This window comes from Burkholderiales bacterium, assembly GCA_013695435.1.
Classification (GTDB): Bacteria; Pseudomonadota; Gammaproteobacteria; order Burkholderiales; family JACMKV01; genus JACMKV01.
Window position 1 is genome coordinate 1 of record JACDAM010000051.1, and the last position, 20512, is coordinate 20512.

The following is a 20512-nucleotide window of genomic DNA, read 5'->3' on the forward strand; positions in this document are numbered from 1 at the left end:
GGCGCGGTGCGAATGAATCCGGATTAAGACGGTGACAATATTTTCGTAACGCCGCGGCAGAGATCAGCGACGCGCCGATCGACCGATGATACGTGCTTCGCTCAGCGTCGCTTTGCCAGCGCCGCGCCGAGTTCGGCTTCCGACAATTGTTCGCCTCCTTCCCTGGCGTGCTGCGACATGACGGTGACGTGCGGATACGGAATGTCGATCTTGTTTTGATCGAAATCAGCCTTCAGGCGGCGCAGGAATTCGCGCTTAACGTTCCATTGTTCGAGCGGCAGCACCTTGAAGCGGCCGCGGACGAGAATGGCCGAGTCTGCCCATTGCTCGACGCCGGCGAGTTCGAGCGGCTCGAGAATTTTCTGGCCGAATACGTCGTCGGCTTGCAGTTCCGCGCCGACTTCCTGCATGCGCAGGAAAATCTTGTCCAGATTCTCGTTATAGCCGACGCCGATCTCGACGACGGCAAAAGCGAATCCGCGGCTCTTGTTGGTTACGGTATTGATTACGCTGTTTGGAACAAAGTGCACGTCGCCGGCGTAATCACGCAAACGGATGTAGCGCAGCGTCACCTCCTCGACCAGTCCGCCCTTGCCGCCGAGTTCGACAATGTCACCCTGGCGCACCTGGTTCTCAAGCAGCAGAAAAAAACCAGTGAAATAGTCCTTGACCAGGCTTTGCGCGCCGAATCCGACAGCGAGACCGACTACGCCGGCGGTGGCAAGGATAGGCGCGATCGAAATGCCGACCTCATTCAACACCAGCATGCCGGCGACAACGGTGATCACGACGGTCGCGATATAGCGGAACACCTGGCTCAGAGTCTCCAGCCTTTTGCGGCCTTCAAGATCGTGCGTCTGGTGGCCCATTGCCTGGTTAAACAGCTTGATGGCCTTGCGCGCGCCGAACAGCAACAGCCACGCCAGAAACAGGATCAGGGTAATGCGCAGCAAAACGCCGCCGACGACCTCCCATGCATAGAGACTGCTGATTCGCTCGATGATCGTGTTCATGCTCTTGTCATAGTCAGAGTTGGATGGATACCGCTAATCGAACGAGAACGAGTAAAACAAGTCGACAGCGCTGTCGGTGCCGGCGGTGCCGCGCACCGACCAGCGCGGGGTCAGCGCGTAATTGACTTTGACCAGGTTGGCGGCCCCGCTCAGGCTCTGCTCGTAGTTCACATAGACACGCGAGGACAACCGTTTGCCGAGCGAGAGCACCGATTGTTCCAGCCCGGCGCCGCTTTTGATCGCGACTTCATCGAGCCCGGTGGCGCGGGCGATCTGCGATTGCAGCGATGCCGATTCTTCGTTCCCCAGCAATCCATCGGCGGCCGCCGACAATACGCTGAGCTCGGCGCCGCTGCCGCCCTCGAGCCCGTGTCCGGAAACCAGCCACGATAGTTTCTCGGCATCGGGAACGTTCGGCGTCGACACCAGTTGCGCGCGCGGCGCTATCGCGGTTCCGGTGATGGCGATGCCCGCTTCAACCGCATCCCGTTCGAACTCCGGAATCTTGCGCACGGCGAGGATGTTGAGCGCCGGATTGTTGATTGGCCCGGTAAAGGTGAGGACGCCGCGCTCTATGCTCAGCTTCTGGTTGTAGGCGGCATAGCTGCCATAGGCGGCGATGCCGCCCTCTGCTGTCGGCGCCTGGCGCGGCGTCGCGCGCACCCGCAGCGCGCCGACGAGTTGAGCGTCGAGGCCGCGCCCGCGCAGGCGGAAATTGCTGCCGAGATCGAAACTGACGTCGACATCGGCGCGCAGCGCGTCCGACTTTCCGGCCTTTCCAGACTTTCCGGTTTCCGCGCCGACAATGACGATGTCATCGCTCATGGTCGGCGCGCCCTGTTTCGGCAGAACGATCAAGCCGCGATCGGCGCTCAATTTAGCGTCGATGTCCAGCCTCCCGTTGGCCAGGGCAACGTTACCCTGGCCGCTGACCGTCAACTGACGATCGGGACGGGCCAGCGCGCGGAACTGGCTGACATCAATGGCGAGCCGCATGCTGGGCGTGCCGCCCTGCCAGCCGACTGCGCCGGTCGCGGCCACGCGGCCATCGCCGGCGTGCATGACGAGTTGCTGGATCAGCAGTTGCTCGCCGGCAAACGCCGCTTGCAGGGCGCCGTTTTCGAGATCGACGCCGTACTCGGGCAATGCGACTTGCAGGTTCTCTCCGCGCACCGTTCCATTCAGATTGGGCTCGCGGACCGTGCCGTCCGCCGTGACTTTGACGGCCAGCGCGCCGCCGAGATCGATGCCGGGTCGCTGCTGCGCAAGAAATGCTTCCAGCCACTCGAGCGATGGTATCGCGGCGTTGGCCCGAAGACTGAATGGAGCGTCGCCAGCTATGCCCCAACGGCCATCACGCCGGCTGATGCGCGTCGCCGCTTTGCCGTCGACCGTTGCAATTGCCGATTGCAGCGACAACGCCGCGTTGATCTTACTGCGTTCGATAATCGTGTCCAGCGTCAGCTCGCTGAGTTTCAACGTCATTTGCGGCTCAGTCAGCGCCAGGTCGCCGCCTTCGCGCCAGATGCGCAGCTTGCCGTCAATCGCGCCGCCGCTTTTACTATCAGCGCCACTATCAGCGGCAAGTTTCCATTCGCCGGCGAGCAGCAAACTCGATGACAGCGGCAATTTCGAAGCGTCCGCGGCGCGGGAATTCGCGAGCGCGATCAGGTACGAAGCCGGAAATTTCGACAGGCTGCCGACGCTGCTGAAACGCGCGCCTGATTTCTCCAAGGTTGTGATCGTGAACACGCCGTCGGCGAAATCCACGACGGCGTTCCTGAGCGCGAAGTTGTCCTGATGGAAAGCCAATGCCGCGGGTGCGCGCAGCGTCGCCGGGTAAGCGCCGCCGTTGACCATGCGATTGACCGTTCCTTTCCAGCCATTGTCTTCGCGCCATGCCCCGTTCAATGCGGCGCTCAGATCTACCGTCTCATTGCGTGCGGCAATGGTGAACGTGTGTTGCTCGCGCGTACCGTCGAGCGCGAAGCGCGCATCGCGCAGGTTCAGCTTCGGCGTCGCAATACCCGATGCCCGGACATCGGCCTGTACCTTTCCGGCGAGGCCGTTGGCGAGCTGGCCGCTACCAGATACCTGCGCGATATCGTACTCCCCGAACAACCTGAGCTTGTCGCCCTTGCCGCGAAAGCTCAGCGCCGGCGCCTTGAATGTGCCTTTGAGCGAGCCATCGCCATGCAGCGAACCGGCGAAGTCAGGCCCGAATGTGCTGAGCTGGGGCGCTGCGATTTGCCATTGCAACTGATCCTGCGCGGCGCCTAAAGCGCCTTCCAGTTGCAGCCGGTTGCGCCCCGCGTTGATCGCCACATCAACGCCGGAAACGCGATTCGGCACGGCGTTCAGCCGCCCCGTGGCATTCAATTGCTGATTCGCAATCGTGCTGTCGTAAATATTGAACTGCGTCGCGATCTTCCACTGTGGGTAGATCGAACCGCTGGCGTCGAAGCGGCCGTTGATCAGCGCCGGCGGCAGTTTGGCAGCGTCCTTGCCAAGATGCCTGGCCAACTGCACGGGATCGAATCGTTCGATTGTTCCGCTTGCCTTGAATTCACGCGCTTCGGATAACGCTACCGTGCCGTCAAGCTCCAGTTTGGTGCGGCCGAGCCGCACCAGCAAATCGCCCCCGCTGAGCTGCTTGCCATCGGTCTTGATTTTGCCGCTCGCCGACAGCGGCTCACCGAAAATGCGGCTGTCATATACGGAAATGCTGCCGGAAATGCTCGGCTCCGGCGCGAGGGATCCTTTCGCCGCAAGCTTGCTGTTGATCTGCGCTTTCGGATAATCGCCGAATTGCGATGGATCGAGGCGCGTCAGCTTTCCCGTGACATCGAAGCGCTGCTCGCCGTCGAGCGCGATTTCGCCTTGTGCGAAAAGCTCGCCGCCACCGGCTTGTGCGCGCAGCTCGCGCACGTGCAACAGTTTGTCGGCCAGGCTGGCGTCGATTGCGAAGCGATAGCGATCTTCGCTGAGCATAGCCTTTACGACCTGCCGGTCGGCGCCGCTCGTCAAGTCGATATCGCCGGCGAGACGGGTTTCCTTGAGTTTGCCGTGCAAGCCGCGCAAATTCAAGGCCGAGGTCGACAATGCCAGTTGCAGTTTTGGCTTCTGCTCGCTATCGGCGCGCCACAAGCCGTCGCCACGCAACTGGCCGGCTTCGCCGAAATCGAGATCGATCGCCGCCAGCTTCAATTGTTCCGCGTCGCCGGAAAATTTCGCTTTGACTTCCTGCAATGGCAACTGGTCCTGGTCTATCTTGCCGGCCAGCGTATTGCGAATCACGACATCGCCGGCATATGCCTCGTTTTCGATGCCGTGCGCCGTCAGCTCCACGGTGAGATTGGCGGCGGGCAGCGTACCGCGCCATGCGCGCGGATCGATATCGCGCGCCCGAATCCGCACGTGCTTCAGCGGCACGGGCTGAAACGGCGTCAGCGCAATGCCGGCATCGACGGTAGCGCCATGCACTTTCGTGGCAATGTCGGCCGAGAGTTCAGCGAGCGGGCCCGACACGACTGCGCGGCTCGACCAGGATGGAGCGTCGAGTCGCGTGACGTCGATCTCCGCCTGCAGCGGAAAAGGCGTCGTGGCGCCAAGATCGAGGCGCGCCGTGGCGTCGCCCCATTGCGTGCGCAGCGAAGTCAGTTGACCTTGCCAAACCTGTTTGCCGCCGCTCAAGGAAAACGCGACAGCTTCCAGGCGCGTAGAAAAGTCCTGCCGTATTATGTCAAGGCGGGCAATCTCCGCATGGCGCAACACGATATCGAGTGGCGCGGCAAGCGTGTCCGGCACAAGCAGCGGTTCATCCTTGCCCGGCGTCAGAGTCAATACCGCTGAGCCGACCTGCAGGCGCTCGATAGTCAATGTTCGATCGAGCAGGGTGCGCGGCGACCAGTCCATCAGGATGTCGTTGGCTGTCAGTTCGGTACCTTCCTTGCGGTAAACGAGGCGGCCGATACGAATCGGACCGCGCAATACGCCTTGCACTTCTGCAACGTCGATCGTGCCGCCGCTGGCGGCGACGCCGCGTTCGACGAGCCATCGCAGGGTCGCTTCGCGTCCCAAAAGCCACCATGCGCCGCCGGCAAAGAGGCAAAGCACAAGCAAAAGCGAAAGCGCGGCGATGGAAAGCTTGCGCATCATCGATTACAGGGAAGTTTGGAAAACACGCGCGTTTACCAAGGACGTTCGGAAAACACGCCGCCGATTGGGATCAGCGCGATTGGACCGCGATCCCAACGCGAGGTTGTGTCGGCCGGAACAATCAGAACACGAATCCGAGCGAAAAATGCAGGCGCAATTCATCGCTCTCCTCGCCGTAGGCGACGTCGAGGGAAAGCGGGCCGACCGGGCTGCGCCAGCGGCCGCCGAGCCCGAAGCCCAGCACCGGAAAAAGATCGGCAGGCGTATCGGCCGCGTTGCCGGCGTCGACGAAAATCGCGGCGCCGTAATCGGGTTTGAACCAGTAAATGTATTCGGCGCTGCCGACTGCCAGATAGCGTCCGCCGACGATCGCTTCGCCCTGGGGAACGCCCAGGCTCTGGAAGCTGTAGCCGCGCACGGTTTGATCGCCGCCGGTGCGAAATACGAAGGTCGATGGTATGCCTTGCCGGCTGTTCGCCCAGACCGCGCCGCCTTCCGCGCGCAGAATCAGGCTGTGCCGTTTGCCGAACGGAAAAAATCCTATCCATTTGGCATAACCGCGAATGAAGTCCTGATCGGTCAGCAGTTGTTCGGAAGCGCCGCTCAATTGCACGCTCAGCGCATAGCCTTTCGTCGGCGTCAGCAGATTGTCGGTGCGCCGCAAGGTAATTCCATAGCCCAGCGCCAGCGCTTTGCGCCGGTCCTCGAAGCCGTTTTCCAGAGTCTGGTTTTCCGTTTCGAACTGTATTGACCACGTGCGCTCATTGCGCTTGTTGCCCGACGTACGGCGGCCTCCGATGCCGAAATTTTCCAGACGCTCGCCTTCGATGTCGCTGCGCAGCGCCTTCAGACCGATGCCGTAAACGTGCCCGCGCCGATTGCGCGGCCACTCGAGATCGGTCAGCAGCGATTGCTGCTTCTGTTCGAGGCGAAGATTTGTCGTAAAACGCAAACCTGAATCGAGGATATTTAAATCGCGATAGGCAATCTCGCCACGCACGCCGGTATTCGTGCTGTAACCGACGCCGAAGCCGAGTTTTTTCGATGTGTTCTCGATCAAGGTCAATCTGACCGGCGCGGTCGCCTGGCCGGCAGCGTCGATGTCGGCACGCGCTGTTCCACCCTCGATTTCCGGGTTGACCACCGCCGTAGCGAAGTACCCGGTCTCGAGCAGTCTCGTCTGGAATTCCGCGAGCGCTTCCTGCGAGTAGATCGTTCCCGCCGCGATCGGATTCAGGTTTTCGACGACGCTCGGCGGGTAACGCTCCAGCCCCTTGATGTCGAGACCGCCGAAGCGGTATTCGGGGCCGCTGTCGATTTCGACCATCAGCGCCGCTTCGGATTCCGCCGGGTCGACGGTCGCGCGGCTGTCGCTGATAGTAGCGCCCGGATAGCGGTAAACGAGCACAGCGCGCAGCAAATTGCGCTTGGCCGCTTCCCAGTCTTGCTGTCGAAAAACTTCTCCCCGCTTCAGCGGCCAGGCTTGGCGCAATCGTTCGACATCGGGGCGCGCGTGCTGCGGCAAATCGGCGATCGGGCCGGTGAAGCGCAACGCGACTTCCGACACCCGCGTCGGCCGGCCGGGGTCGACGATAAAGCGCGCCACCCAGATATCGCCGCGTTGTTCGAGCGATGGCGAGATGACCGGCGAATAAAACCCCTGGGTGGCGGCCAGCACGCGAATATCCTCAGGCGCGTTGCGATAGAGCACGCGCAGTTGATTGAGGTCCATCTCCGGGCTGTCGTGCCATTTGTCGATATCGAGGTTTTGCCGCAATAGCTTGGCCAGATCATTGGGCGCTTCAACCTCGACGCGATAGGCGAATTTCGCGGCAGCAGCCGCGACGGCATGGCCGGTCGCGAAGAGCGGCGCAAGGAGTGCCGCGAAGTATAGAAAGAACGCCGCCGGAGACAGCACAACGCGCGATCGTGATAACCAAACGCAGATGTTCCGGCTCATGTACCGAATGGCAAGTGAAGATGAAAAGCGACGCGAGCGAATCAAGGCAAAACCGAATCGGAAAAAACGCGATGAATTTTGGCTTCGCGTTGGCACGGCAAGAAAGCGAGTTTGCCACATCCGCAGCGCTCGTGGCTGTTCGGAGCGCCGCGCCACGGTCAGGCTGCGAACAACCAGAAATAACCGGCGTTATAAAAAACGTGCAGCACGATGGCGGGAGCTACACTCTGGTAGCGGTCGCGGAAGTAACCGAAAACAAGCGATGGAAAAATCACCACGGCGGCCCAGGAAGGCGTGTGATAGAGCAGATGGGCCAGCGCAAACAGCAATGTCGCAAGCCAGTTGGCCCGGGAAATCGGGCTGCGCATTTGCCAAATACCGCGGGCGCCCCACGGCTTTTGATACAGCCATTCCTGCAGCAGTCCGCGAAATGCAAGTTCTTCGAGTATCGGATAAACCAGCGCGGGCAGCAGAAATCGTGTCGGATCGCGCAACGGCCACCAGGGTTCGAAGCGGGATTCGAAGCCTGGCGCCGCGATCAGCGACCATGCCGCCCAGAATAACGGTCCCGCAAACAGGGCAACCAGAAACTGACGGTCGCGCCACACCGGTCAGCGGGGACGGCGACAGGCTAGTGTGCCGTTCCAAAGATAAAAGCCATATATTTCCGTTCGGCCCCGGATCAAGTCCGGGGCAGGCTCTGAGCCTGTCGAAGGCCATTCATGCTTCGACAGGCTCAGCACGAACGGCTTTAACTTATGGCCGTTGTTTAAGAAACACGACACTAGCGAAGCGCGAAAATACCCTTTCGCATCGGCAGCGCGATGCCGCAACAGGCCGAGCAGGGCGGCAAACATCATGAGCATCAAACACCCGTCGATACCGCGCCTTTCGCCGGCGCCAGGATTGGCTTCAGGATCGTAGAGCGCGCAGCCGCCGCCACCGCTGAACACCGAGCCGGTCGTCGTATCGTTGTCGGTGATGGTCAGGGTCGCGGTGCTCTGTGCGCCAAGTGTCGCGCCGACCGCGTTGCTCAGCGTCAGCATGATCGTCTCTGCGGGTTCCATCGCCGCATCATCGGCGATTGGAATGCTGACTGTGCGGCTCGTTTCCCCGGCGGCGAAGCTTATCGTCGCGGCAGTCGCCGTGTAGTCGCCGCCGGCGGTCGCGCTGCCGTCGCTGGTCGCGAAATTCGCTGACGCCTCGCCTTCGTTGCCGTTACGCCGCGTCACCGTAATGACCGCGGAGCCAGCGCCTTCGTGGACGCTGTAGCTTGCCGCGCTGAATTGCAGCGTACCCGCGCCCGGTGTAATGCCAACGATGAACTGACCGAAAGCAGTCGGCTGCAGCCCGACCGCAATCGACGCGATCGTGTTCGCCACGGGATCGATCGCAGCTACACCGCCGCTGGTCGAGTTGGCGACATAAACGCGCGCGCCATCGGGCGTCACCGTCACGCCAATCGGATTCACGCCGCCGCTGCCGAGAGTTGCAGTCAGGCTGTTACTTGCGGCATCGATGACGGAAAGCGTATTGCTGCCGAAGTTGGCGACGTAAACGAGCGTGCCGTCGGGACTCATCGCAATGCCATTCGGGCTGTCATCGACGGCGATCTGGGTGAGCGCGCCATTGGCCGTTGCATCGATGACGGAGACGGTATTGCTGTCATCGTTGGTCACGTAGACGCGCGTGCCATCACGATTCACTGCGAGGCCAAATGGCCGCAGCCCGACAATCACGGTCGCCGCCACACTATTGGTTGCGGTATCGATGACCGACATGCTGTTGCTGTTTGTGTTTGCCACAAAGGCGCGGGTACCAGCCGGGTTGACGGCGATGCCGTTCGGTCCGTTTTGCACTGGCACGGTCGCGACCACGGTGTTGCTCGCCGTGTCGATCACCGACACGCTGTTGCTGACGCCGTTCGCGACGTAGACGCGCGTACCGGCCGTGCCGACCGCGACGCCGCCAGGACCGTTGCCGACACTGATCGTCGACGTGACCGCATTGCTGGCGGTGTCGATCACCGACACACTGTTGTTGCCGGTATTCGTGATATAAACGCGCGCGCCATCGAAACCGACCGCGACGCCGGTCGGGTTGGCGCCGACGGTAATCGTCGCCGTCACGGCGTTGGTCGCGATATCTATCACGCTGACGCTGTTGCTCGCCGCATTCGTGATGTAGGCAAAAGGCGCGGCCGCCGCGATCCAGCTTGTCAACGCGAGCAGGCACGCGGATTTCGCGAGCACGCCCAGCACAGTACGGATGGAAGCGAGTGATTTCAAGACGATCTCCCTGTTCGATTCTGTTGCTGAACGTCCTGCGATCAGCGCTTCCCCATTTCCAAGCTGCGATTGCCGCCGTCGTTTATTCAGTCGTCCGATTGCGTCAGCCGGTCGCGCGCGATGGGCGGATTTTTGGCGAAATAGCGCTTGATGCCGGTGACTAGCGCTTCCGCCAGTTTTTGCTGATAGTCGTCGTTGGTCAGTTTTTTTTCTTCGTCGGGATTGCTGATGAACGCGGTCTCGACCAATATCGACGGAATGTCGGGTGATTTGAGCACGGCGAAGCCAGCTTGCTCGACGGCGGGCTTGTGCAGCGAATTGATTACCGACAGCTCTGCGAGCACGGTCTTGCCGAGTTTCCGGCTTTCATTGATGGTTTGGGTCTGCGTTAGATCGAGCAGCGTTTGCTTGAGATACGGATCCTGCACATCGAAATTCACGCCGCCGATCAAATCGGCTTCGTTCTCTTTCCTGGCCAGCCACTTTGCCGCGACCGAAGTCGCGCCGCGTTCGGACAGCGCGAACACCGACGAGCCGCGCGCGTGCGGTTTGATGTAGGCATCGGCGTGGATCGACACGAACAGATCGGCGTGCAGCTTGCGCGCTTTGGATACGCGCGTCTGCAGCGGGATGTAGTAGTCGCCGTCGCGGATCAGCGCGCCGCGCATATTCGGTTCGGCGTCGATCAGCACCTTCAGTTTGCGCGCGACCGACAGGGTAACGTGCTTTTCTACAGCGCCGCCGCGTCCGCGGGCGCCGGGGTCCTCGCCGCCATGGCCGGCGTCAATAGCGATCGTGATCAGGCGGATCACGTCGTCCTTGCTACCTGTTGCTGCCTCGGCCTTCTTGTCGGCTAACGACTTGCCGGCTTCGCCATATTCGAATTTTTGCACCAGCGCCATCAGCGGATCCAGGGGCTCGGCAGGATACAGATCGAGCACCAGCCGATGCCGATACTGGCCGACGGGTGGAATCGTGAAAACCTGCGGTTTGACGGCGCTCTTGAGATCGAGCACCAGGCGTGCGACTTGCGGCTTGTAGCGGCCGATGCGGGCGGTCTGGATATACGGATCATCGGCGCCGACCTTGCCGGGAAGCGCTTCGAGGATCGAATTGATATTGACGCTTTCGAGATCGAGCACCAGCCGATCCGGCTCCTTGATGATGAAAAGTTGATGCGCGACCGGCGAATCGGCTTCGATCGTGATGCGCGTGTATTCGAGCGCCGGCCAGACGCGGACCGAGCTGATCTGGGTTGGCGCCGGGCTCGCCGACTGCGCACTTGAGGCGCCAATCAGCAAGGCCATTGTTACGCTCAACAGCGCGATCAACCGCGCCGCGCACAGCCGCGCTGCAAAGCGGCGAAATTCTTGCAAATGATGGCGCCGGCTGTGCGCGGTCATGAAATGGCCTCGTTCAATTGACTCAGACAACGCTGGCCCTGCACAGTGGGCGCCAGTATTTCGGCAACGCGCGCATCGGCGGCGTAGCGTAGATGGATACGAATATCGGGCGAGGGCAAGCTGTCGCCGGCTTTTTCCGGCCATTCGACCAGGCACACGGCGTCGTCCCGGAAATAATCCCTGAAGCCTGTTGACATCCATTCATCCGGATTATTGAAGCGATAAAAATCAAAGTGATAAAAGTTTAACTTGGAAACGGAATAAACTTCAACCAGTGTGAACGTCGGGCTCTTTATGCGCCCACCGACGCCGCGGGCGCGCAACAGCGCGCGCACCAGCGTGGTCTTGCCGCTGCCAAGCTCGCCGGACAGATAGATCATCATCCCGGGTTCGACCCCTCGCGCCAGCAGTACGCCGATTTCCCTGGTCGCGCTTTCGTCAGGCAAGCTTCGTATTATCCGCATGGCTGGCTTTATCATAGCGCTTATGCATGTTCACCTTACATCGGAGCGTGCGCGCCCGGACTGGCCGGCGCTCGCCGCGAATATCAAATCCTGGGGCAGGGCGCTCGGCTTCCAGCATATCGGCATCGCTGACGTCGACTTGGCGGCCGCCGAGCCGGGCTTGCGGCAATGGCTTGCGGCAGGCTGGCACGGCGATATGGATTATATGGCGCGGCATGGCAGCAAGCGTTCGCGGCCGGCCGAGCTCGTTCCGGGAACGCTGCGCGTCATTTCCGCGCGCCTCGATTATCAGGGGCCGAACACGGCGCGCAGCGAAAACATACTTGCCGATCCGGGCAAAGCGTTCATTTCGCGTTATGCGCTCGGCCGCGATTACCATAAAGTCGTTCGCGGCAAGCTGCGACGGCTGGCCGGGCGCCTCGAGCGTGCCGCCGGTTGTGCCCGTTATCGCGTATTTTCAGACAGCGCGCCAGTGATGGAGGTCGAACTGGCCAGCAGAGCCGGGCTCGGCTGGCGCGGCAAACACACACTGCTGCTATCGCGCGAATCCGGCTCTTTCTTTTTTCTGGGCGAAATCTACACGAATTTGCCGCTGCCGATCGACCGCGCGCTGCAGAACCATTGCGGCAGTTGCCGAAAATGCCTGGATGTCTGTCCAACGCAAGCGATCGTCGCCCCTTATAAACTCGATGCGCGGCGCTGCATCTCGTATCTGACCATAGAGCACCGCGGCAGTATTCCGGTTGAATTTCGCAAGCTGATCGGCAACCGGGTCTACGGCTGCGATGATTGCCAGCTTGTGTGTCCATGGAACCGCTACGCGCGAAGCAGCGGCGAACCGGATTTCGCAATCCGCCACGGACTTGACGACGTCGCCCTCGTCGAGCTGTTCGGCTGGAGCGAGGCCGAGTTCGACAAGCGGCTCGCGGGGTCGGCGATTCGCCGCATCGGCTTCGAGCGCTGGCTGCGCAATCTCGCAATCGGGCTCGGCAATGCGCCCACGACGCACGCGATTTGCGCGGCTTTGCTGGTCCGCCGCGATGATCCATCCAGGCTGGTTCGCGAACACGTCGCATGGGCGCTGGATCAGCATGGTATCGACTAAGTTCTAAATATGCGGCGCGCGGACACGTTACCGGCGAAGCCGACGGTTCGCGGGGAGCGCGCCTTGGCCCCGCCTCCCGCAACCGGGCCTGCGGCTAACGTGTCGGCGGGGCGCTTGCTGGTATCGTTGGCGCTCTGTTAAGCTGCCGCCCGCCCACCGCTGTTTGCACGCTTCCGAAATTAGGCAAGTTTGCTGGAGTTGGTCATGAAGGTTTCCGATTTGAAGCCGCCGATATGCGTCGATCTCGACGGCGCCTTGATCAAGACAGATCTATTGGTCGAGTCGTTCTTCGCGCTCCTCAAAAAAAATTTCGCGTTGATTTTTCTGGCGCCGTTCTGGCTTATCAAGGGCAAGGCGAACCTGAAGCACGAGCTCGCGCAAAGAGTCGAAATCGACGTCAGCACCCTGCCTTATCAGCAGGAGTTCCTCAGTTACCTGCGCGAAGAGCACGCGGGCGGGCGGATGCTGTTGCTGGTCACTGCCGCCCACAATAAGTTTGCGCAACAGATTGCCGATCACCTCGGCTTGTTCGCCAAAGTGTTTGCGACGAACGCGTCGATCAACCTTTCCGGGAAACGAAAACTGCAGCGCATGCTTCTCGAGTTCGGGGGACAAAGCTTTGTCTACGCGGCCGATGCGCATGTCGATTTGCGCATCTGGCTGCACTGCCGGCAGGCTATCCTCGTCAATCCGAAGCTCGGCGTAACGCGCGCGGCTGCGAAGCTGGCGGAGGTCGAGCGTGTATTCGACGATAGATCCGGCGGCATCGCCGCTTACGCGCGCGCCATGCGCTTGCATCAGTGGCTGAAAAATCTGCTCATCTTTGTTCCGCTGCTGACCAGCCATCGCATCGGCGAGCCTGAACTCGTCGTGCAGGCGCTGGTTGCGTTCCTCGCATTCGGCTTGTGCGCTTCCAGCGTTTATGTGCTGAACGATTTGCTCGATCTGGCCGCCGATCGCCAGCATCCGCGCAAGCGCTATCGCATGTTTGCCGCCGGTCGAATAAACGTGTTGCACGGCGCTTTGCTGGCGCCTGCACTGTTGCTGAGCGCATTCGCGCTGGCCTTGGCTTTTCTGCCTCTCAAGTTCGTGCTCGTCCTGCTTTTCTATTACTGCACGACGCTGGCCTATTCGGCGCAGCTCAAGAACTTCGCGCTGATCGATGTGATGGTTCTGGCCGGGCTGTATACCTTGCGCGTGATCGCCGGCGCGGCGGCGGTCGGTGTGTCCTTGTCTTTCTGGCTGCTGGCGTTTTCGACCTTCATCTTTCTGAGTCTGGCCCTGGTCAAGCGCTATTCCGAATTACTGGTCAGCAGGGAGCAGGGCAAGGACAAAATCAGTGGTCGCGAGTACGAAGTCGACGATCTTTCCGTACTAGTGTCGATGGGCGCCGCCAGCGGCTACCTCGCGGTGCTCGTGCTGGCGCTGTATATCAACAGTCTCGACGTACAGGTGCTGTACCGGCAGGCGAAATGGATCTGGTTGCTGTGTCCATTGCTTCTGTACTGGATCAGCAGGATGTGGTTGATCACGCATCGCGGCAATATGCACGACGATCCGATTGTTTTTGCCGTGCGCGACAAGGTCAGTCTCACTCTGGGAGTTATCGGGCTCGTTTGCGTATGGGCCGCGACTTAGAGCTTAATGCCCGACAGATTTCCGAACCCGATGGGGAGAACAAAATCGTTAAATACGTTCCATTGATACTGGCAGGTGTGCTGCTCAGCGCCTTTGCCCAGATTCTGCTGAAGAAAGGCATGATAGACGTCGGCCAGTTCGATTTCTCGGTCGCGCATTTCCAGCCGACCGTGTTCAAGGTTGCGCTCAACCCCTACATCCTGATCGGCCTCGGCGGATATGTCGCGAGCGTTCTGGTATGGCTGCTGGTGCTTTCGCGCGTCGAAGTCAGCTTTGCTTACCCGTTCGTGAGCCTTGGTTTCATCGTGACTGCGGTACTTGGCTGGCTGATGTTCGATGAAGCCCTTTCCGTGCAGCGGATGACGGGCATCCTGGTCATCTGCGTCGGCGTCATACTCGTGTCGAAAAGCTGAGAATGCGGTCGATTGACAACGCTCGCAGCGCGGCGCGAGCGACGCCTGGCGCAATTCCGCTCGCGTTTTACTGGCTCGTATTTATTATTCTGCTGGCATATTACGCCTACGGCATCGTGCCGGTCGTTCCGATCGAGGGCGACGACCTCGGTATCGTCAACGGCGCCATTCAGATGGAACAAGGCGGGCTTGCATCGAGAAGCCTTGCCTACCGATATGAAGTGCAGTCTGGCACTTATACCGCGATTCGTTTCCTGCACCGGGCTTTCAATGTCGATATTCTGCAGGCTTTCGGCTGGCTGAGCGGCGTTTGCAGCCTGCTGTTCGTTGTCCTTTCGGCGTGGCTGGTGAGTAGGCTTTTACCGCTGGCCTTGCCACTCTGCGGCGTCTTCCTGCTGTTGTTTCAGGAGGTGACAACGAGCGGCTACTATGCGAACAGCACCGTCGCCGCGGCGCTGTTTTCCGTGCTTGCGCTGCTGGCCGTTACCTGCAGCGACCGCTTGCCGGCGCTGATCGCCGCGGGCATTTTGTTCGGGATTGCGGCGTGGATGCGGCTCGATGTGCTGGTTATCACGCCAGCGACGCTGGTTCTGCTTTACAGGGAAGACTGGAAACATGCGGTCGGCAAAACAGCGATAGTCGCAGCGGCTACGGTTGCGACGACGCTGATTACCTTGTACTCGAGCGGCGGCGGCATAGAAGGCGTTCTGAAGTATTCGGACATCCACCTTGCCGGGCTTTATGAAGGCACGTTGCAACTGGCAGTCCCGCACATCGGCGGAGCAAACGTAAAGTCGCTGGCTGGTTTCTTCTCGGTGCTTCTCGCCGGTTTGCTGGTGCTCGGTTTGTTCGTTATGGCGATGCGGCGCGATTGGCGCAATCTGCTGTTGTTCGTTGCCGGAACGGCGCCGTTCTTTATTTATTATTTTGGAACGATCGTCAGCCCGAAGTACCTTTATTATCTGCTCCCGTTCTTCTTGCTGGCGTCGCTCTACCCCCTTCTTTACCTGAACGATAAACGAAAGGCAGCGATTGTTCTGGTGTTCGCGGTCATGACGTTCATCGGGCAATACCCGCTCGGATTGCGCACGGTGTTCAATAACAAACCCTACGTGGCAGAACCTTTTCCAACGCTAGCGAGCATCGTTGACATCCCGGTGGGGAAGAAAAATATCGAGACGGTTTCGCTCGTGCTGGGGGCGGGCTCGGTGCTCACGACCGATGATGGCTACCGGCTTACATCCGGTTGGCTGTTCGCGCCCGTGTTGTGGCATCACCATAAACGCATCCTCGAACAGGAACACAATGCATTCGAGATGTATTTTTCAGCCCTCGCTGACGCCGAGCGCTACTTTTTGACGACGGGCTGGGTCAGCCGCCAGACCGTTATTCATTTGCTGCTGAATAATGGTTATCAGTTGGAAAGCCAGCAGCATGAAGGCAACCGCGAAGTTTATCGCTGGCGCCGGGGAGGGGCGGTCACGACTCTCTGGTCGATCGAAATCTGGAATCTGTCGCGTGATACGCTGATACCGATAATTGAAAAACTACCCAGCGCAAAGTTTGTATACCTCATTTCGCACGGCAGGGAGCAAGCCGCCATACTCGAATCCGGCGCGCAGTTGAAAAAACTATTCGGCCACGAGGACATCAACATTCTTGCTGCGTATGAAGTCGATATGACGCGCGGTGCTGCCAGGTAATCGCCAATCCGGGAACGGTTCGAAGTTGGCCATCGGTCTGCACTAGCAGGCTGTTTAGAAACGTGGCGAGCGCAGCCAAGACGAGCGCGAAGAGCCGAGAATGCGGGCGGGACACCGGCGTGTTGCGGGTACGTAAAGCGTCGGAATTGAGCCGTAATGAGCTTTCCGTCCGTGCTTGGCCGCACGAACGGAAATGAGAGTTAACACTTACCTGTTAGGAGTTCTCTACGCGGCGGAGCGAATCGTGGCGGCTAACTCGCGTTCAGCGCGCTCATTCTCCGGGTGGACGAGGACGCCTTCAACTTCGCTGCCATCATCGTAAGACTCGATCAAATCCTGCGGCAAATGCGCGATGTCGGTGCCGCGCAGGTAATCGCGCAGCGTCGTTCCGGTGCAACGTGAGTCGACATTGCGTGCACCGCGCCGATTTTCGAGATCGCCCTGGTGCACGGTGCGAAAGTCAATGCTATAGCGCGTGACCCCAGAGGTGTTGGGAACGATTTCGTGCAACTGCGCGCCCGAGAATATGATGAGCCCACCAGCCTCGCACAGCACGCGTGTCATCGGCTCGCGCTCGATCGGCTTTTGCGCTTTCGGTTGCTCGCGCGTGTCCTCCTTGATGTGTTCGTGAGCGCTCGCGCGATTCTTCGCATTCCACTGATAGTAGTTGTAGATCTCGGAATTGTTTTCGACCGGCTCGCTGAAGTAGCGGGGATGCAAGCCCAAGCAGTTTTCGGGAACGATGTCGTACATCGGTAGCCACCAGTTCAACTGGCAGAAAGGCGCTGAATACCAGGTATCGCGGTGCGGGTGAAATGCGTAAGCGATCCCCGAGGTCAGGTAATCCGACGGATAAGCGCTGCGCATGCGCGGAACGTCGAAGTGAAGTTGCTCGAGATCGCAGCCCAAATCCTTGAGCACGCGTTGGATCAGGATTTTGGAGGTCGCGTGGTGAATGAATTCCGGCTTAAGCTTGGCGAGAATTTCGACAACGCGTTCGCGCGGCAGGGACCGCTGTACCGTGCGCGGATCGTGCGGCGCGAAAGCCTTTTCCAGCATGGCGCGGCCGTGCTCGCAAAGCGCTTGGGTCGATGGGCGTGGCGAAAATGTAAAAATGCCACCCTCGTAAAGCGCCTTCCGACGAGCATCGTCAGAAAACTCGAAATCAAAATCGATAGTGTTCATAACTATCCGTTTTAATATAATATTTATCTAGAATAGAAGCACGCTGGTCGAGTGGCAACTCACGTGATTTCGAGACCGATGCGCGCATCATGCTTTTTGTCGAAAAATCGGATTTTGGTTGCAGGATCGCCACTTTACTCCGAAACCGTCGGCTGAGGTAAATGGTCCTCGCTAGTGTGGCGCTTCGCATTTTGGAAACAAGGCTTCCCGTGTAAATGCGTACGGGGAGGGAGCGATGGGACCGGCAAGCGTGATCGAGTTATCGAACGAAAAGAGGCAACTGCGGTGATTGCGCCGCTCGAAAAACGGTCGGCGCGCGGCTGGCGCGGCGCGCAGATTACCTCATGGCTGCAGCAGGTATGGATAACCCGCAGATCGCACATGAGTTGAGCATATGCCGCCGCATTCAAGTGCGGGCGCTGGCGCCAGCGCTTCGAGGGCGATTGAAACCGATTTGCCGCGTAGCGGACGCAAACACATCGCCGTGCATAACCAAGACCAGAATCCTTTCGGCCGGACTGAAGGCACAGGACATATTGCAGAAATTCATCCGCGCCAACCGCGCTTAAGCTCCAAGAAGAACGAAGGCCTGCATCAGGTATTGCTCCTCGAACGCGATCCCACCAGTCTGGCCATTGATTCCTGGGTGAGAGCCAAACCGTCTCTTAGAGTCGTTGACGGCCGCCAATCCAGAAGGCGGGCCGCACGCTCACCATCGGCTGCCCTGACCATTTCCATGGGACGATCCGGCAACGCGCCAAAATTGAGCAGGTGCGGCCGTCCGGTCAGATCGCCAATCGTCTCCAGGCACTCGCGCACGGACACCAGTTGTCCGGAGCCAATATCGATCGAGGCCGCGCCGGGATAGGGGGCGACGGCTGCACGCATGAAAGCGTCAGTGACATCGTCTATATAGACCCAGTCCACCAGTCGGGAGCCGCTGCCAAGCTTGATCGGCCGATTTTCGAGCAGCGACAACATGGTAGCTGGCACGACCTTATAGGCTTTCTGGCCCGGACCGTAGGTCATCATCAAGCGCAGGACGACGACGGGCAAGTCATGAAGGCTCGCCAGCATGCGCGCGTATCCGGCAGTGACCCATTTGGCCGCCGCGTATGGGGATGACGGTACTGCTTCCGCCGCTTCGCCCGAAGGTTCCTCCATGGAGCCCGTCATCACCACGCGTGCAGTGCCACGATGCTTTGCCTCCAGAAGGACATTCAGGGTTGCCAGGACGTCGTTTCTCATGCTTGTGGGAATCAACTCGGCTTCGCGGCCTCCCATGCTGTCGCTTGTAAGGTGGTAGACGACGTCGGGTGCGGCTGCGGCAAAGGCCGCGGCGACCTGCGAAGGATCGCTGGCATCACCCTGGCGGATCACTACGTTCGGGGGCATCCGTTTGGGAACGCTCCTTGAAAAAGCCGTGACCTCGGCACCAACCGCGCCAAGGCGTTCAATGACGTGTCGGCCGAAAAAGCCGCTGGCTCCTACGACGAGCACGCTCTTGCCTTCGAACTTCTCGAATGTCATCGACTCATTGGCCACGTCATCCATTGGCGTCTGCACGTGTCCGATCTCAAGCCCGGAGTGATGGAATCGTGGTGCGCGCCTGTCGCAACCAGAACACGCGACGCGCCGCGAGTAAGCCCGCCGTTGGCGACTTCGTTATTCGTCCCGGCTTCTTACGCTCTTCTTCGTTAAACACAATTGTTGGCGCGACTCGCATAGGTTGCCTCCTATCCTGTCTCATATGAATGACTTAGAAGGAAGTGGATCAGTTCGGTTAATTACGAAGCAATTGCCTAGTCGGGTTTTCTCAACCCGAGCCGCTCGGCGATCGATCGCACGACAAGGATGCGGAATATCCGGGTGGTTTGATACAGCACGCACTTCGCGTAATACACGATACCCAATTCCCGCGTAAATGGCTTCAGATCCGGATCGAGCAGAAGCAGAACAAGGCTGTTGGCCGAATTCATATCCCAGGCGCGCATGCGAAAGCTTTTTCGTTGGAGCTTGGGCGCCGTGCTTTCCTTGTCCATGGAGACGTAGGACGCGGGAATATCGAGATAACCGGCATTGGCCGCCGCAAACAGGCGCAGATACATTTCGTGATCGGGAAACATCTGAAACGCGGCTGCGTACTTGTTGATTCCGCAACGCAGGTGCGGCAACAAGCTGGAACGAAAAATCAGGGGATTCGCATCGCCGAACAGCGAACCGCCGACGCGTTGCCGGGAAAACAGCCGGGCTTTCTGCTTCAGAGTGCGAGACGCCGGCATCAGGCTGCGAAGACGGTTATTGTCCGCGTAGATGTTCGGCACGTCGCGCATCAGTTCGCCGCTGGAATCGACCATGTAAGTGTTGCCGACGACGAATCCAATATCGTCGTTCTTGATGAGCAAATCCAGCATGGCCGCGATCGCTCCATCGGGAATGATGTCGTCCGCCAGTTGCACCTTCAGGAACTCTCGTGTCCCCAGTGACAGCGCCAGCAAAATATTGTCGGGCGCCGAAATGGTTTTAGGCATCGTGTAGATCGTGAGATCGAGTTTGTCCTGCCAGGATTCAAGAATCTCCTGCGAATCGTCCAGGCTGCCGTTGTTGACGGCTATTACTTCGAGATCGGGGATGTTCTGCCGCAGGATGGACTCCATCATCTTGCCGATCAATCCCGCCTTGTTGTAGACGGGAATGCAGATCGAAAGCCCGGCTTTGCTAGCCGGCATGGCTGTGTCCATGGACATCGGTTCCAATCGACGGCGCGCCCGGATCGATCAGCGGACGCAACACCAGCTCGGTCAGTTCGGCCGTCCGAGGCAGGGCAAGCGTGCTGATGACCGTCAGCGCGGCATCAGCAGGCTGTATCAGGCGTCCCGGCCGGTATTTTTTACCCTTCATTTTGTAAATGGCTTCCTGCATCGGCGTTGCGGTGCTTCCCAGGAACACGGTCAGCACGCGCATTTCGCTCGCAACTTCCTGGCGCAAGCTGTCCGCTACCGCTTTCAGCCCGGCCTTAGTCGCGGCGTATTGACCGACGCCTGCTTCCGCATCGATACACGCCATTGAATTGATGAACACGATCTGGCCGAGCGTTTCGCACATCAGCGGCAGCAGGGATTGGGTCAGCAAATACGGCGCACGCAGATTGGTCGAATACAGGAGATCGAAATTGGCGATCG

General features: G+C 59.7%; 15 protein-coding genes. 4 read left to right on the plus strand and 11 right to left on the minus strand.

Features of this window, described 5'->3' with window-relative positions:
• Positions 1 to 101 precede the first annotated feature (101 nt).
• The 7 genes from H0V78_02865 to tsaE all read right to left on the minus strand — a co-directional run bounded on the left by H0V78_02865 (position 102) and on the right by tsaE (position 11301).
• Complete coding sequence (locus tag H0V78_02865) at positions 102 to 1013, minus strand: mechanosensitive ion channel family protein (protein ID MBA2350750.1); 912 nt, start codon at positions 1011 to 1013, stop codon at positions 102 to 104.
• 33 nt (positions 1014 to 1046) lie between these two features.
• Positions 1047 to 5168: a translocation/assembly module TamB domain-containing protein gene (locus tag H0V78_02870; GenBank protein ID MBA2350751.1), complete on the minus strand. Its 4122-nt coding sequence runs from the start codon at positions 5166 to 5168 to the stop codon at positions 1047 to 1049.
• Between the two features lie 124 nt (positions 5169 to 5292).
• A complete protein-coding gene (locus H0V78_02875; GenBank protein ID MBA2350752.1) occupies positions 5293 to 7089 on the minus strand; it encodes an outer membrane protein assembly factor in 1797 nt (598 codons plus the stop codon).
• 200 nt (positions 7090 to 7289) lie between these two features.
• A complete protein-coding gene (locus H0V78_02880; protein MBA2350753.1) occupies positions 7290 to 7739 on the minus strand; it encodes a JDVT-CTERM system CAAX-type protease in 450 nt (149 codons plus the stop codon).
• A 3-nt stretch (positions 7740 to 7742) separates the two neighbouring features.
• Positions 7743 to 9419, minus strand: a complete 1677-nt coding sequence (locus H0V78_02885) for a beta-propeller fold lactonase family protein (GenBank protein ID MBA2350754.1) — start codon at positions 9417 to 9419, stop codon at positions 7743 to 7745.
• An 86-nt stretch (positions 9420 to 9505) separates the two neighbouring features.
• Positions 9506 to 10726 carry an N-acetylmuramoyl-L-alanine amidase gene (locus H0V78_02890; protein MBA2350755.1) on the minus strand — a complete coding sequence of 407 codons (1221 nt, stop codon included), beginning with the start codon at positions 10724 to 10726 and terminating at the stop codon, positions 9506 to 9508.
• Between the two features lie 92 nt (positions 10727 to 10818).
• Positions 10819 to 11301 (minus strand): tRNA (adenosine(37)-N6)-threonylcarbamoyltransferase complex ATPase subunit type 1 TsaE, encoded by a 483-nt coding sequence (gene tsaE, locus H0V78_02895; protein ID MBA2350756.1) that lies wholly within the window; start codon positions 11299 to 11301, stop codon positions 10819 to 10821.
• Here tsaE and queG point away from each other — a divergent pair.
• The 4 genes from queG to H0V78_02915 all read left to right on the plus strand — a co-directional run bounded on the left by queG (position 11285) and on the right by H0V78_02915 (position 16145).
• Positions 11285 to 12391, plus strand: coding sequence for a tRNA epoxyqueuosine(34) reductase QueG (queG, locus tag H0V78_02900; protein ID MBA2350757.1), 1107 nt, complete (start codon positions 11285 to 11287; stop codon positions 12389 to 12391). The two genes, tsaE and queG, sit on opposite strands and share 17 nt — an antisense overlap.
• Positions 12392 to 12595: 204 nt before the next feature.
• Complete coding sequence (locus H0V78_02905) at positions 12596 to 14029, plus strand: UbiA family prenyltransferase (GenBank protein MBA2350758.1); 1434 nt, start codon at positions 12596 to 12598, stop codon at positions 14027 to 14029.
• On the plus strand, positions 14014 to 14442 hold the full coding sequence (locus H0V78_02910; protein ID MBA2350759.1) for an EamA family transporter: 429 nt from the start codon (positions 14014 to 14016) through the stop codon (positions 14440 to 14442). Before H0V78_02905 ends, H0V78_02910 begins: the two co-directional genes overlap by 16 nt.
• Before the next feature lie 2 nt (positions 14443 to 14444).
• Entirely contained in the window at positions 14445 to 16145 is a 1701-nt protein-coding gene (locus H0V78_02915; protein MBA2350760.1) for a hypothetical protein, read from the plus strand.
• A gap of 225 nt (positions 16146 to 16370) precedes the next feature.
• Here the strand turns inward: H0V78_02915 and H0V78_02920 are convergent, their stop codons facing one another.
• The 4 genes from H0V78_02920 to H0V78_02935 form a co-directional block, all read right to left on the minus strand.
• On the minus strand, positions 16371 to 17330 hold the full coding sequence (locus tag H0V78_02920) for a hypothetical protein (protein MBA2350761.1): 960 nt from the start codon (positions 17328 to 17330) through the stop codon (positions 16371 to 16373).
• Positions 17331 to 17924: 594 nt separating this feature from the next.
• Positions 17925 to 18860, minus strand: a complete 936-nt coding sequence (locus H0V78_02925) for an NAD(P)-dependent oxidoreductase (protein ID MBA2350762.1) — start codon at positions 18858 to 18860, stop codon at positions 17925 to 17927.
• Positions 18861 to 19132: 272 nt separating this feature from the next.
• A complete protein-coding gene (locus tag H0V78_02930) occupies positions 19133 to 20059 on the minus strand; it encodes a glycosyltransferase (GenBank protein MBA2350763.1) in 927 nt (308 codons plus the stop codon).
• The coding region (locus H0V78_02935; protein ID MBA2350764.1) for an SDR family NAD(P)-dependent oxidoreductase at positions 20049 to 20512 on the minus strand (464 nt) is incomplete at its 5' end. The genes H0V78_02930 and H0V78_02935, both read right to left, overlap by 11 nt.

What these genes read in the sequence shown, in the direction of transcription:
- H0V78_02865 (MBA2350750.1), bottom strand. Translation starts at nt 1,013, where the DNA reads ATGAACACGATCATCGAGCGAATCAGCAGTCTCTATGCATGGGAGGTC.
- H0V78_02870 (MBA2350751.1), bottom strand. Translation starts at nt 5,168, where the DNA reads ATGCGCAAGCTTTCCATCGCCGCGCTTTCGCTTTTGCTTGTGCTTTGC.
- H0V78_02890 (MBA2350755.1), bottom strand. Translation starts at nt 10,726, where the DNA reads ATGGCCTTGCTGATTGGCGCCTCAAGTGCGCAGTCGGCGAGCCCGGCG.
- queG (MBA2350757.1), top strand. Translation starts at nt 11,285, where the DNA reads ATGGCTGGCTTTATCATAGCGCTTATGCATGTTCACCTTACATCGGAG.
- tsaE (MBA2350756.1), bottom strand. Translation starts at nt 11,301, where the DNA reads ATGATAAAGCCAGCCATGCGGATAATACGAAGCTTGCCTGACGAAAGC.
- H0V78_02905 (MBA2350758.1), top strand. Translation starts at nt 12,596, where the DNA reads ATGAAGGTTTCCGATTTGAAGCCGCCGATATGCGTCGATCTCGACGGC.
- H0V78_02910 (MBA2350759.1), top strand. Translation starts at nt 14,014, where the DNA reads ATGGGCCGCGACTTAGAGCTTAATGCCCGACAGATTTCCGAACCCGAT.
- H0V78_02915 (MBA2350760.1), top strand. Translation starts at nt 14,445, where the DNA reads ATGCGGTCGATTGACAACGCTCGCAGCGCGGCGCGAGCGACGCCTGGC.
- H0V78_02920 (MBA2350761.1), bottom strand. Translation starts at nt 17,330, where the DNA reads ATGAACACTATCGATTTTGATTTCGAGTTTTCTGACGATGCTCGTCGG.
- H0V78_02925 (MBA2350762.1), bottom strand. Translation starts at nt 18,860, where the DNA reads ATGACATTCGAGAAGTTCGAAGGCAAGAGCGTGCTCGTCGTAGGAGCC.
- H0V78_02930 (MBA2350763.1), bottom strand. Translation starts at nt 20,059, where the DNA reads ATGCCGGCTAGCAAAGCCGGGCTTTCGATCTGCATTCCCGTCTACAAC.